Annotated in this window: 11 protein-coding genes; 5 read left to right on the top strand and 6 right to left on the bottom strand. The window is 38.3% G+C overall.

The genetic code is table 11. The features are described 5' to 3' along the window. Positions 1-81: 81 nt before the first annotated feature. Positions 82-933: a DUF72 domain-containing protein gene (locus JOC34_RS09150; protein ID WP_205136457.1), complete on the bottom strand. Its 852-nt coding sequence runs from the start codon at positions 931-933 to the stop codon at positions 82-84. A gap of 1,118 nt (positions 934-2,051) precedes the next feature. Between JOC34_RS09150 and JOC34_RS09145 the strand changes: the two genes are divergently transcribed. Further along, complete coding sequence (locus JOC34_RS09145) at positions 2,052-2,633, top strand: phospholipase D-like domain-containing protein (protein ID WP_205136456.1); 582 nt, start codon at positions 2,052-2,054, stop codon at positions 2,631-2,633. 214 nt (positions 2,634-2,847) lie between these two features. Here the strand turns inward: JOC34_RS09145 and JOC34_RS09140 are convergent, their stop codons facing one another. Both JOC34_RS09140 and JOC34_RS09135 read right to left on the bottom strand, forming a co-directional pair. Beyond that, positions 2,848-3,714: a VOC family protein gene (locus JOC34_RS09140; protein WP_205136455.1), complete on the bottom strand. Its 867-nt coding sequence runs from the start codon at positions 3,712-3,714 to the stop codon at positions 2,848-2,850. 194 nt (positions 3,715-3,908) lie between these two features. Beyond that, positions 3,909-4,253: a winged helix-turn-helix transcriptional regulator gene (locus JOC34_RS09135; RefSeq protein ID WP_205136454.1), complete on the bottom strand. Its 345-nt coding sequence runs from the start codon at positions 4,251-4,253 to the stop codon at positions 3,909-3,911. A gap of 119 nt (positions 4,254-4,372) precedes the next feature. Between JOC34_RS09135 and JOC34_RS09130 the strand changes: the two genes are divergently transcribed. Genes JOC34_RS09130 through JOC34_RS09120 form a run of 3 tightly spaced genes read left to right on the top strand, consistent with a single transcriptional unit; the run spans position 4,373 to position 7,101 of the window. Continuing rightward, on the top strand, positions 4,373-5,428 hold the full coding sequence (locus JOC34_RS09130; protein ID WP_205136453.1) for an LLM class flavin-dependent oxidoreductase: 1,056 nt from the start codon (positions 4,373-4,375) through the stop codon (positions 5,426-5,428). Between the two features lie 35 nt (positions 5,429-5,463). Further along, positions 5,464-6,522, top strand: coding sequence for an LLM class flavin-dependent oxidoreductase (locus JOC34_RS09125; protein WP_205136452.1), 1,059 nt, complete (start codon positions 5,464-5,466; stop codon positions 6,520-6,522). Between the two features lie 12 nt (positions 6,523-6,534). Then, complete coding sequence (locus JOC34_RS09120) at positions 6,535-7,101, top strand: NAD(P)H-dependent oxidoreductase (protein WP_205136451.1); 567 nt, start codon at positions 6,535-6,537, stop codon at positions 7,099-7,101. 114 nt (positions 7,102-7,215) lie between these two features. On the opposite strand, the gene JOC34_RS09115 is transcribed toward JOC34_RS09120, so the two are convergent. Then, on the bottom strand, positions 7,216-7,767 hold the full coding sequence (locus tag JOC34_RS09115; RefSeq protein WP_205136450.1) for a GNAT family N-acetyltransferase: 552 nt from the start codon (positions 7,765-7,767) through the stop codon (positions 7,216-7,218). Positions 7,768-8,058: 291 nt separating this feature from the next. On the opposite strand from JOC34_RS09115, the gene JOC34_RS09110 reads away from it, so the two are divergent. Next, the gene (locus JOC34_RS09110) at positions 8,059-8,649 is read left to right on the top strand and encodes a lipoprotein BA_5634 family protein (RefSeq protein WP_205136449.1); all 591 of its coding nucleotides are present in this window, start codon (positions 8,059-8,061) and stop codon (positions 8,647-8,649) included. A gap of 61 nt (positions 8,650-8,710) precedes the next feature. Here the strand turns inward: JOC34_RS09110 and JOC34_RS09105 are convergent, their stop codons facing one another. Beyond that, the gene (locus tag JOC34_RS09105) at positions 8,711-10,372 is read right to left on the bottom strand and encodes an amidohydrolase (protein ID WP_205136448.1); all 1,662 of its coding nucleotides are present in this window, start codon (positions 10,370-10,372) and stop codon (positions 8,711-8,713) included. A gap of 404 nt (positions 10,373-10,776) precedes the next feature. After that, positions 10,777-13,170 carry a polyprenyl synthetase family protein gene (locus tag JOC34_RS09100; protein WP_420856123.1) on the bottom strand — a complete coding sequence of 798 codons (2,394 nt, stop codon included), beginning with the start codon at positions 13,168-13,170 and terminating at the stop codon, positions 10,777-10,779. Between the last annotated feature and the right edge of the window lie 149 nt (positions 13,171-13,319).

Here is a 13,319-nt window from a genome sequence, read left to right as displayed (position 1 = left end):
TGCGACCTTTACGTTTTTAGATACTACAATTGAACTCCCCCTACCGCTTTAGCACTTTAGCGTAATGGGGGACCGTCCCCGTTAAAATAATCCTAATTGTTTTGGGGCAAGTCCTTCGTATTCGATACCCAGCATCGTTTGAAATTGTTTTGCATTGTCCGCTGCATCGCCACCGGAATTGTTGTTAAATAGAACAATCATATCTTTGGTACCCTTTGTAAGCATATTGATTCTATCTTTCCATTCGGATAATTCCGCTTGGTTATATTTATACAAATAGCGAACTTCCCGCCAGTTCGTGTTGGCGCCATTTGGTTTATTCCATCCATGTACATTTCTGCCATGCATACGAATAAGTGTGATGTTAGGGTCCGTTGCAATTGGCACTGTTGGAATAGATCCGTCCCCTGCTTGTGGTTCATCAACAATGGAGTGAATCCAACCCTCTTCTTTCATAAAAGAGAGTGTATTATCACGATAGCTTTCACTGAACCAGGATTGGTTTCGAAATTCAAGCGCAATCGGGATATCCCCCATCATTTTCTTGCAATATCTTAAATAATCCACATTCACTTTCTTGCAATTAAACCATGGCGGGAATTGAAATAAAACCATCGCTAACTTATTTGCATCTTGATAAGGCTCTAAAGAATCCTTAAACGCTTGAAACATTTCTTTTTTTGATTCAAATGGAATATCGCCGCGTTGATGTCCCGTCATCCCTTGATAAGCTTTCACAACAAAGCGAAAGTTTTTTGGTGTTTCACTTACCCACTTCGCAGCATTGCGTACAGATTGTACGGCATAAAAGGATGCATCCACTTCTACTACTGGGAAATGACTGCTATATTCGGCTAATTTATCTTTTGCTTTCATATGTGCAGGATATAAAGAATGATGATCTCCCCATCCTGTCAATCCTATATAGATCATCACAATCCCTCCTTTTCAAATATCATAACATGGGAGTAACATGCATTGGTAAACTGACAAATGATAATTTTTTAGGAACTAATGATCGTCTGTGTTATAATAAACAGACAATAGACTGGCTACACATGAGGGGTTAGGCACACCGATTTACCTTCCGGGATACTTCCCGTGAAGGGAGGTGTTTGCCAATGGATGTGGAAATTGCACTGACGCTGATGATTTCATTCGGCATGTTAATTGCTTTCATCATGTCCGATCAAAACAAATAACCCCTCATGTGATCTTAACAGGACAGTGAGGGATTATTCTTTACTGTGCCTAGCCCCTCTTGATGGGGTTTGGTCTTATTGTAACCGTTCCATGTAACAGCATGGAACGGTTTTTCATAGTATATGATTTTCTACATATAGTATACCACAAACAGATGATTTACACTACTTTTTCATATATGTCAACTAAAATCATTTGAAGAGATAAATACCAGCTCTTATCTTTAACGAATTCGGACTTTAATTCCATTAACCAAAAACAGCAATTTCACAGCTGATATCGTATGTATATGTCGAATTGCACTTTGGACAATTTGGTATATTTGACATGATTTTTACTCTTCCATTCTTTTAAGGGATGAATATTTGTAGGAACTAATGATCGCTTGTGTTATAATAAACAGACAATAGACTGGCTACACATGAGGGGTTAGGCACACCGATTTACCTTCCGGGATACTTCCCGTGAAGGGAGGTGTTTGCCAATGGATGTGGAAATTGCACTGACGCTGATGATTTCATTCGGCATGTTAATTGCGTTCATCATGTCCGATCAAAACAAAAAATAACCCCTCATGTAATCTTAGCAAGGTAACTGAGGGATTATTTTTCCTATTGTGCCTAGCCCCTCTTGATGGGGTTTGGTCTTATTGTAACCGTTCCATGTAACAGCATGGGACGGTTTTTCATAGTATATGATTTTCTACATATAGTATACCACGAACAGTTAATTTGTACACCCACTTGTTAGACAAATCAATTATCTAACACATTTTAGTTGATAGGGTTTAGTATTATTTTAACTAGCCCATGTTAGTATGAAAGATAACTTTTTATGGAGGAACGACATTGAAATTGAATATGCAGACTTTACTATACACCATACTTATCATTTCACTGCTTGTAAACACCTTGTTCATCACTAAATATTTTTTGAATAACAAATCTCATCAAGCATTAGTTAAGTCTAATACAGTCATTACCAGCGCTTTTAGTAACCTTGTTAATGATCCGAAAGTATTGCTTCTTCATGCAATCAAAGGTGCTAACCAGACATTAGATATTGCGATATATAACTTGCAGGATAAAGAGATTGCTGAAGCTATATTGAAAGCCAAAAAACGCGGTGTGTCCGTGAGGCTGATTACAGATGCAAAGAAAGCGGAGAAGAGTGAGCGGTCAGCTATCCTAAAAATATTCACTAGAAACGGAATAGCCGTGAAAACAAATCCATCGCAAAAAATGCATCTTAAAATGACGATCGTCGATAAAACGCTTGTCACAACCGGATCTTATAATTATACTGAAGCATCCGCATATGAAAACCAAGAACAACTTCTAACGATAAAAAATAAGGAATTGGCGAAGGAATGGACAAACAGCTTTACAGCGTTATGGAACAGCCCACATTATGAAATTTGGAATAAATAGATAGAGGGTCTCCAACTCGGGAAAGAGACCTCCTATCTTTCTAAAGCTTAGCACGAAAGCCATCCCCTATCCAAAAGGTGTAAAGCATTTGCAATGTTTACATCCACCTCAGTCGTTGCTTATGATGGCCAGATGTGGATATAAACATAATCATTAAATATCGTGTACTAAGCATCAACAAAATTCCTGTAATATAAGAGATAATACTACAATATTAATTGTTACCCAACCTCAAGTGTATCGTATTTCCAGAAGGGTCCTCCGTTGTATAGTAGTCTCCCTCGCTAACTACACTAGCCCCAACCTGTTGCAGTTGATCAATTACCTTTTCCCTACTCGTTTCATTAGGGAATACAAGTGTATACCAGTTTAAACCTACACTGTTTTTTGCTGGTGTTCTAGCACCTTCCCCATTCCATACATTTAACGCGATATGGTGGTGATAATCACCTGTAGATGTAAATATTGCACCCGGATATCTCGTCACAACGTTAAATCCAAGACCTTTTGTGTAAAACGATTCTATCTTATCCAATTCAGTAACATGTAGATGGATATGCCCCATTACCGTATCCTTTGGCAGCCCATCCCATTGTTGATCACGCTCAGCAACCAGGTTATCGCCGTCCAATACTTCTGTTACCATTTCTCCCTCGCCCTTTGACCAGTTCCATTCGGAAGACGGGCGATCATGCGCCACTTCAATGCCATTCCCGTCTGGATCACTGAAATAAAGTGCTTCACTTACACCATGATCTGACGCACCTAGATGAAATTGGGAACCACCTACCTGCACAAGATGCTTCAAGAAGTTCGCAAGTGCTGCACGTGTTGGTAAAAGGATTGCAAAATGATATAAACCAGTTGTTCTTCTTTCTTTAGGCAGCACATGATCAGGCTGTGTTAATGTTAAAAGAGGCATTTTACCATCTGCTGATAGCACCGCTTTTTGATCCGTTTGTTCCAATATGATAAAGCCAAATATATCTTGATAAAAAGCAAGGGAACGCTCCAATTCAGTTACATTTATACTTATGTCTCCTACATATACTACAGGTTTTTCAAAGAATTTCTTTTCCATAAAATCAATCTTCCCTCTCCATATTAACTTAATCCTAATCAGGTGTCAGTTTCTTTATATAACAAAGTTACTTTATATAACCTAATATACTTTTTATATCTATATTTATCAAGTTAATATATATCAAAAAAAAACAAAGAATAGATTGAATCTACCACTTTGTTTTCTATACACAGTGAAATTGATAAACGAATTTAGTTTTGTACACGCATCTTTTCCATTTTACGCATGGTATGTGCTGTTCCCCATTCATGCATCGCCACTAAAATAGGTTCCAAGCCTTTTCCATATTCAGTAATAGAATACTCTACCTTTGGTGGTACCTGGGGATATACTTTACGCGAGATAATATCCTCTTCTTCCAATTCACGTAGTTGTTTGGTTAACATTTTCTGCGTGATTCCTGGTACACTCCGTTTTAAATCGCTAAATCTTTTCGTACCTTCTTGAAGTAAGGTTAATAATATAATGGGTTTCCATTTCCCCACTAAAACCCCAAGTGCATCTTCCACACGGCATAGTTCTGGCTGCATTTCCATCACATTCACCTCATTAGTATCTTTTTGTATACTATACCACTTAAAAGTGCGTACTTACATTAATTATCGTTGCAGTATATAATAACATTATACAGGAAAACTTGAAAGGGGGGAGGAGCATGGAAGTATTTCGTACGGATGTGATTAAGGATATGGAATTTGGACTATATACTTTAGGTGACCATATAGAGAACCCTGTAACAGGCCACCATATAAGTGAGCAACAGCGATTGAAGGAATTGGTAGACTTAGCAAAGCTTGCAGAAGATGCTGGTTTAGATGTTTTTGGTGTCGGGGAAAGTCATCAGGAATTTTTCGTAGCCACTTCTACACCGGTTATACTTGGTGCCATAGCTAGTGTAACTAAAAAAATAAAATTATTAAGTACATCCACTGTGTTGAGCACCTCTGATCCAGTTCGAGTGTATGAAGATTTCTCCACCGTGGATCTACTCTCTGAGGGGAGAGCTGAAATTGTTGCAGGACGCGGTTCACGTTATGGTGCATATAAATTATTTGGCTATGATTTAGAAGATTATGATGAATTATTTGATGAGAAATTTGATTTATTAATGCGACTAAATAAAGAGCAACAAGTGACTTGGAATGGCCAATTCCGTCCCCCTCTCCAAAATGCATCGCTTTTTCCACAGCCAATGAAGGGGCATATTCCTATTTGGCGTGCTGTAGGACAACATTTTTCCAGTGCGATTAAGGCCGGAAGAATGGGCATACCCATGCACTTGGCAGCACTTTATGGCGCATCAAGCGTATTTGCAAGAAGGGTAGATGCTTATCGTCGAGCTGCAACAGAATATGGTCATGATGTGAAAAAGCTACCAGTTGCAGCAGCAACATTGGTATATATTGATAAAGATTCACAGACAGCAATGAAAGACTTTTTCCCATATATTAATAACACATTCATCAAAACACGAGGCACCCCATTTCCAAAGGACCACTATGCGGAAGGAACAAGTATTAAAAATGCTATAATGGTAGGTAGTCCACAGCAAATCATTGAAAAAATCCTTTATCAGCATGAGCTATTCGGACATAATCGATTCATTGCCCAGATTGACTCTTCAGGGATTCCCTTTCGCAAAGTTCAGGAAATACTTGAAATGCTTACTACAGAAGTCGTACCAGCCGTTCGTAAAGCAATCATGAAATAATCGACACATACTATAAGGATAGAAGGATTGATAAAATGGAAAAATATCGGATTGATCAAAGTAAAGGTTTGGAATTCGGGATTTATACACTGGGCGATCATCTCCCAGACCCTATTACAGGAGAACGCATTTCCGCAGAACAGCGCATTCATGAAATCATTGAATTAGCAAAACTGGCGGAGCAAGCTGGGATTGACTTTTTCAGTGTTGGGGAAAGTCATCAGGAGTATTTTGCAACGCAAGCACACGCCATTGTATTAGCAGCGATTGCACAGGCAACAAGTAAAATTAAAATTTCAAGCTCCTCCACGATTATTAGCACATCAGATCCCGTGCGTGTATACGAGAATTTTGCAACCCTTGATCTGATTTCGAAAGGACGCGCAGAAATTATTGCTGGTCGTGCATCGAGAGTCGGATTATTTGACTTACTAGGCTATAACCTTCGGGATTATGAAGCGTTATATGAGGAAAAGTTTGAATTACTATTAAAGATTAACCAAGAGGAAATTGTCAATTGGAGTGGGCAGTTTCGCGAGCCATTAAACAATGCAAAAGTTATCCCGCGCCCTAAAAACGGTTCGATGCCAATTTGGCGGGCGGTTGGTGGACCACCTGCCAGTGCAATTAAGGCAGGCTACGCTGGCGTTCCAATGTTCCTGGCTACTTTGGGTGGGCCTGCCACAAGCTTTAAGTTTTCCATTGACGCTTATCGCGAGGCAGCAGAACGTAGTGGCTTCGATCCATCAGAACTGCCAATTTCAACAGCTGGTTTTTTCTATACTGCAGAAACAACACAACAAGCACAAAAAGAGTATTATCCGCATATTAATGAAGGAATGAAGCGAACGAATGGACAAGGCTATCCGAAACAGCAATTTGCACAAGGGGCAGATAAACGAGACGTAATGAATATCGGCAGTCCGCAGCAAATTATCGAGAAGATTCTTTATCAGCATGAGCTATTCGGTCATCAACGTTATATCGCACAAATGGATTTTGGTGGTGTGCCATTTGATAAGTTAGCGAAAAACATTGAGCTCATCGGTACAGAAATATTACCTGCCATTAAAAAATATACAGCAAAGAAATAGGAGGCATATAAGGTGAAGATCGTTATTTTATCTGGTTCAAACGTAGGGACGAAAACACGAACTGCAATGAACTATACGCATAAAGAAGTCACCAGTAAATATCCAAATGCCGAGGTGACATTCATCGATTTAGCGGCATATGACATTCAATTTAGTGATGGACGCATTTATATGGATTATGAAGGCGATACGGGGTATGTTGCAAAGACGATCATGGAAGCAGATGCCATTATGATTGGAACACCGATTTTCCAGGCGTCCATTCCCGCAACATTAAAAAACATTTTTGATTTGCTACCGGTCAACGCTTTTCGGGACAAAGTGGTGAGCGTCCTTGTAACAGCCGGCTCACCGAAACATTTCTTAATTGCTGAGCAACAATTAAAGCCGATTTTGGCTTATATGAAAGCACAAATTGTTCAGACGTATGTATTTATCGAGGAAAAAGACTTTCACCAAAAGGAAATTGTAAATGATGATGTGGTCTTCCGCATTGAACGTTTAGTTGAGGATACCATCTCGTTAACAGAAACGTATACAAAAATACGAGCGGAAAAAGAAGCGAAATATGACTTTTAAATGAAAACACAGTACAAATGGAACAAGATTGATTTGATTCCTGCATTCGATGTCCCTTTTTAAGGGGACATCTGTACTTTTTCATGAATTTGAATATTACGCTCTCTTCTAAAGTTACACTAATATTTTTCGGTTTAAAATTTCCTCTAACAATGACCATGCCTCATTACAGGTTGGTCCTGTAATGAAAGGCTCAAATCCATAATTTAGATACATATTAACCGCTTGATAACTAGTAGTTTGGGATGTAAGATAGGCTTTTGAATGGTAATTAGCCAAAATATTCATCGCTGCACTAAGTAATGGTTTAGCAAGTTTCTTCCCTTGATACTCGGGAGCAACACCGACCCAATGTATTCTACCTGATATTTCCCCATCGCCCTTTAAATCTCCGTACCATGCTGTTGTGGTTCCAATCGCTTCCCCGTTACTATTCTCAATGAAAATACAACGCCTGGTCATTTCATCCAAATAGGCTCCGAATTCTTTATTGAAACGTTCTAGTGCAGCTTCCTCATTTTCAAATTCATCTACACTTGTTTCAATCTTAGCCCAGTTATGTTCATCACTTTTTTCAAACAACCTCATTCGAAATCCATTCGGAAGCGAATACTCAGGTATATGCAACAAATCTTTTCTTATCATTTTCAGTGGAATTCGTTTCATTCAAACCATCTCCTCTTATGATGTGTTCTCTATCATAATAATGCTTTGGAAAGTCGGACTGCTCTTTCCCCCTCTGAATTCTCTCTATCCCTTCAACTACTATATGCTATATCTCTATACTTGAAAAGACTTCAAATGTGTGTAATTGGATATGACGATATTTTTATAAATCTTTATATGCAGCCTTACAATTTTGAAAGGTCTGTGTCACCTAATCACATAGGAGTAAATCGTGTTTATGCTTATACTCAATATAGAAAATAAATCATAACCTCAAGGGAGAAATAACAAATGAAAAAAATAATTGGTTTATGTTTAACAATCATTGTAGCTGGATCCCTCATGTCAGGATGCGGCCAAATCAAAGACATATTCGAAAAAGGAAATGGTGTCATTATATACGGAGATGATAATGCGGTTAAAAATGGTTTTAAAGAACATAAAAAACACATCAAAGAAAAAGACAGCTATCCCTATAAAACTACCGAGACGGGCGATCAAACAGTTATTATTCTCGAGAAAAAAACCGCAAGTGTGCTGATTGAAAAAGGACTTCTTAAGGAAGTATTAAAGGACTCTGAAACTGAAGCAATGAAGAAACTTCCTAAAACTTCAAAAGGAGAAGCCATTTTATTCGCAAAGGAAAATATGGATAAATTAGAAATAAATGACCACCCCATTGATATATCTTATGGAGGAAATACGATCATTGGCGATGGAAGGACTTATGGAGATATATTTTTAATCGTTGACAAATCTAATTGGGAAAAAATTGATGAAGAAGAAAAAACAATGGGAATCATCCAATTTGATAAAGATCCAAAAAAGTTATTGAAGGATTTTGATGTCGATGCATTTCAGTTAGTAAAAATAGAGTCATAACATAAAATGAGCAACCGGATCTGATAAGCTATCAGATCCGGTTGCTCATTCAAGATCGATATTAAATCGAATTCTCTTTCTCATAAACTATCTTTCCGTCTATCATTGTTGTCAAAATCGCTATATCTTTTATATCTACTGGATCAACTGCAGTAGGGTCAGCGTCAAGCACAGCGAAATCTGCTCTTTTTCCTGTTTCTATACTTCCTAATTCCTCTTCCGCGAAGTTTAACTTCGCACCATAAATCGTCATGGATTTTAAGGCAGTAATGACATCAATACGTTGCTCTACTCCCAAGACCTCGCCTTCCTTGGTTAGACGATTTACAGCAGCCCAAACCGAAAACAATGGTGAAATAGGTGTTACTGGGCAATCCGAATGTAATGTGAACAGCAAGTCATGTTCAACAGCTTCTGCCAAGGGGCTGATTCTCCTTGCTCTTTCAGGGCCTAAAAATAATTCCTCATGTCTCTTTCCCCAATAATATACATGGTTAATGAAAAACGACCCAGCAACATCCAGTTCCGCCATTTTCGCTAAGTCTTCTGAAGTACCCGTCTGAACATGTTCAATTCGATGTTGATGACGCGTCCTTGGCTCAGCTTCCAAAGCATGCGCATACGCCTCCAATATTGATCCAATTGCACGGTCACCATTACCGTGTGTCGTTACGCGGAAGCCACGTCGATGCAAATCCAATACTTCCGCATTAAAATCATCCTGATCGTGAAAGAGTTTACCGCGTTCATTTTTATCACAATAATAAGGTTCTCTGAGCGCACCAGTTAATGCTTGTATGGATCCGTCCTGAAACATTTTGGCACTATCTAGATGCACAAGACCATTGGACGCAGCCTGAAACTCCTGATCTAACGCTTCGGCAGTATATGCTCCATACGCTTCATTTTCTTGCAGAAAATTATGCATGAGCATTAATTGTGTCCGCATTGGATTTACGCCGTTTCTTGCTGCTGCAAAATGTACATCCAGTTCTGCCTTTGAATTATCAAACATTCCTACAGCAGCATCCGTGTTCATGGTAATGCCTTGAGCTAAATAATCCTGTGCTGCTCTTCCTAACTGGTCAACCATCTCCGTTCCCGAGTTTTGGGGTATCACTTTCGCAATAGGTGCCATAGCTGTTTTTTCATATAATACACCATTTAAGCGTCCATTATGATCTCTACCAAATTTTCCGTCTTGCGGCTCAGCCACATCCTCCTTAATACCAGCCAATCTTAGCGCTGCAGAATTAGCCACAGCCAAGTGTCCTGTAACATGAGAAATAAATACAGGATGGTTTGGCGCCACACTATCCAATTCTGTTCTTGTCAGATGGCGCTTTTCTTCCAGTGCAGTGTCATCATAACCAAATCCTCGAATCCATTCTCCCTCTGCATATGCATCCGCTTTCAATCGAACTTGCTCTAGAATATCTTTCATTTGATGATTAGGTGGTGTACCACAATTAACAAAATCTATAATTTGTGAATATCCAAGAATGTGATTATGTGTATCAATAAAACCAGGGATTAGCGTAGCCCCCTTTAGGTTCATAATCTTCGCTTTTGACATTGCCTCTATTTCACCTTTTGGTGGTTCTGATTGCTCCCAAATGCCAGTAATATAGCCATCTTTCACCGCTATGGAACCAGCTATTCTGTTTTGTGAATCCAATGTTAATACAACTGCATTTGTTATCAATAAATCTGGACTGAGCATTCGTATCCCTCCATCTATTTTGTATTTTACCTTATTAATTATATTCCTATATCAGCTATTATCCAAATATTTCCATCCATCACTTCAAAATTTCTATTTGATGAGTATTCATGGTAGATTTACTAGTATTGAACAAATAAACACTTAGAAAAATGGAGTGAAACACGAAAGGCCTGCAAGATGGTGTTCTCAAGGAAGGAAGAGATGAAACCTGGACCATGAATAAATAAAATAGGTGTCTTTTTTCTTCTACTTTATAATATGTTGTACGAAATTCATTAATCATTAATAGATTTCGCTTCAATTTTGTACCTTCCTATTAGGTTTGAAATTGAATGAATACATAAGTGAAAGACTGACACCTTTTTAATTACCTCACAATTTATTTTAAGTATAACAAGCGCTCAATTATCCCTATTCACAATATAATTCAATAAATGCTTCAAAAAAGTAGTATTACTCGGCATTTCTTGCAAAGCTTCCATAGCAAGACAATAATGCTCCCACATCGCTTTTTGGGCACCATCAGCACCTAGGATTGACACAAAAGTCGAACTGTTGTTTTTAGCGTCGTTCCCAATTGGTTTTCCGAGTAATACCAGGTCTCCTTCAACATCAAGCAAGTCATCCTTAATCTGAAAAGCAATGCCGGCATGATAGGCAATTTTTTTCAAAACCTTTATTTCTAATTCCTTTTTATCTGCAAGTATTGCAGGCATTACGAGGGAAGCTTCAAATGCTATTCCAGTTTTATAAAAACAAATCATATTTAATTGTTCCAGCGTTAATTGTTTCCCTTTAGAATCCAAATCTAACGCCTGTCCCTTACACATATCTAATGTTTTTTGGGCCGAATATTGAATTAAGTGAAGCACAATTTTCGAATTGAACGTTTTAAGAGACGCTTGTTCTTCAACGGCTTTCTGTGTCAAAAATAGACCAGTTAATTCTGCTATAGCAATATCATACCTCTGATGTAACGTTGGACGTCCCCGACGTATGGAAGCATTATCCTGGGAAGGCAGATCATCGAAAATGAGAGACGCAGTATGCATATATTCCAATGATCTCAGAAGTGGCACGATTGCCGTTTTACCTAAACCATATTCATTGACACCCATAACCCAAGTCACTATTGGCCGGAGTCGCTTACCATCGCCCTTCAGACTGTAATTCGCAGCGTCAATGATTGGCGCTTTCATGATTACATCATGATTACTTTTAGGAATAAGCAATATATTGTTAATCTCATTGCGTACGGTTTCAACCGTATTTAGAAATACTTCCTGCTCCACTCGTTCATTTTTAAAATTCATAATTATATGATCTCGAAGCAATTTATCAAAGAAATCCACATCATCCGCTTTAAGAACCATATTTTGTATGAGGCGATTGAATTTCGGATTTCCGGAAGCAAATAGTTCCATCACTTCATTATATTTTCTGCTTCCCATTCGTTCTTTAAACCTTTTCAGACCGTTTATCGCACGGTCCAATATCACCTCACATGTTTTGGTATCTGAGTGGTAAACATTATGAATTAAATTGGCGATAACCGTCCAATATAATTCATAAGGATTAATAAGATCCGGACGTTCATTATGATATTTCATATAATAGGTATAGGGTGTAACTGCGCCAGCCTCCATGTCATCAAACATATCTGCAAAATCATCAGCCAGCTGGTTGTAAATGCCATAAAAAAACGTCCGATTGTCAAAGCCCACATCCTCAGGAGCACTGATTACTGAACGGACAATCAATCGTGAAGAAGCGGATTTTAGGATAATTGGTATGTAAAGTTCTTCATTGGTGTAAGTTGCCTTTGATAGATCCTTGGTGCGGTCCATTTCCTGGGATTGGAAAAACACATAGGATTGCTCAAAGAAATTTCCTGTTGACTCTCGTCGCAGACGGCCCTTAATATACGCAAAGGCATCACGAAGTTCCAAATGAATATATTGTATCAGATCTTTGTTTTTTCCAGTCCAATCACCCAGTTCCGGCACAGACCCTGTAATAAGGGTGGTACGTATTAACTTAGTATATTGTTTTTTCTCTTTAACAGATAAGACTTCTGAATCCAGAAGATCGTCAATGAATGGATAGCTTAACCCATAGGAATAACCTAGTCTTATTGCTTCGCCTAGTTTTTTTGCACGTTTTTCAGGTGATACCCCATCGCCTATCTCTTCAATTTCATGCATGAGTGTACCAGCAATAATTTTAATAAGCTTTCGCTGGGCTTCTTCAACATGCATCCCCCTTGGAATATTAGAGGATACAGTTTTTAATTTTTTTATCAGCCAGATCATGGTGGATTCAATGCCTTCCTTCTGGGCCAATCGGTATAACCCAGCCATGTTATACGTTTCTACTTTATCATTTCGCTTTATCGCGGCGGAATGCGTCAAATGATTTTTTAAACTGTCAACAACTTGTCGAATCCTGTTCTGTGTATTAGGAGCGTCCAAGGCCTTTCCCAGATCCCGCATAAAGATATACGAAATGCTACGATCCAGATAATTATCTAGTTTGCCTGTATAATCCAGCCATTGGATATAATTGTAATATCCCTTAGGACTGTGTTTCCTCTTTCCACGTAAAAAGAAGGATACTAATGAATGATGGTGAATATGGTTCTGCTTCCAGGATTGTATATCTTTTGTTAGGGTAAATACATAGGTCTTTTCCATCAGTTGTTGAGAAAGTAACTGGAAATAATCTTCTGCCTTCTGCTCAGCAAGTTGATAGCATGCATCTGCTTTTTTTATTAACGCTTCATTCATACTACACATTCCCTCTATTTTCATGTTCTTTTAATTGTAATTCAACTAACATCTACAACCTAAGTCTAGGTCTATAAATAATAAATATTTATAATAAAAATAACATCTTTATTATAAGAAAGCGAATAGGCATTGAAAATATCTGTAAAATTGATCCT

Source organism: Virgibacillus halotolerans, from assembly GCF_016908515.1.
GTDB lineage: Bacteria > Bacillota > Bacilli > Bacillales > Amphibacillaceae > Virgibacillus_M > Virgibacillus_M halotolerans.
This window is presented reverse-complemented; position numbering and strand designations above follow the sequence as displayed.

Coding starts and splice junctions, on each gene's coding strand:
- JOC34_RS09150 (WP_205136457.1), bottom strand. CDS start 933: ATGATCTATATAGGATTGACAGGATGGGGAGATCATCATTCTTTATAT.
- JOC34_RS09140 (WP_205136455.1), bottom strand. CDS start 3,714: ATGGAAAAGAAATTCTTTGAAAAACCTGTAGTATATGTAGGAGACATA.
- JOC34_RS09135 (WP_205136454.1), bottom strand. CDS start 4,253: ATGGAAATGCAGCCAGAACTATGCCGTGTGGAAGATGCACTTGGGGTT.
- JOC34_RS09130 (WP_205136453.1), top strand. CDS start 4,373: ATGGAAGTATTTCGTACGGATGTGATTAAGGATATGGAATTTGGACTA.
- JOC34_RS09125 (WP_205136452.1), top strand. CDS start 5,464: ATGGAAAAATATCGGATTGATCAAAGTAAAGGTTTGGAATTCGGGATT.
- JOC34_RS09115 (WP_205136450.1), bottom strand. CDS start 7,767: ATGAAACGAATTCCACTGAAAATGATAAGAAAAGATTTGTTGCATATA.
- JOC34_RS09110 (WP_205136449.1), top strand. CDS start 8,059: ATGAAAAAAATAATTGGTTTATGTTTAACAATCATTGTAGCTGGATCC.
- JOC34_RS09105 (WP_205136448.1), bottom strand. CDS start 10,372: ATGCTCAGTCCAGATTTATTGATAACAAATGCAGTTGTATTAACATTG.
- JOC34_RS09100 (WP_420856123.1), bottom strand. CDS start 13,170: ATGTGTAGTATGAATGAAGCGTTAATAAAAAAAGCAGATGCATGCTAT.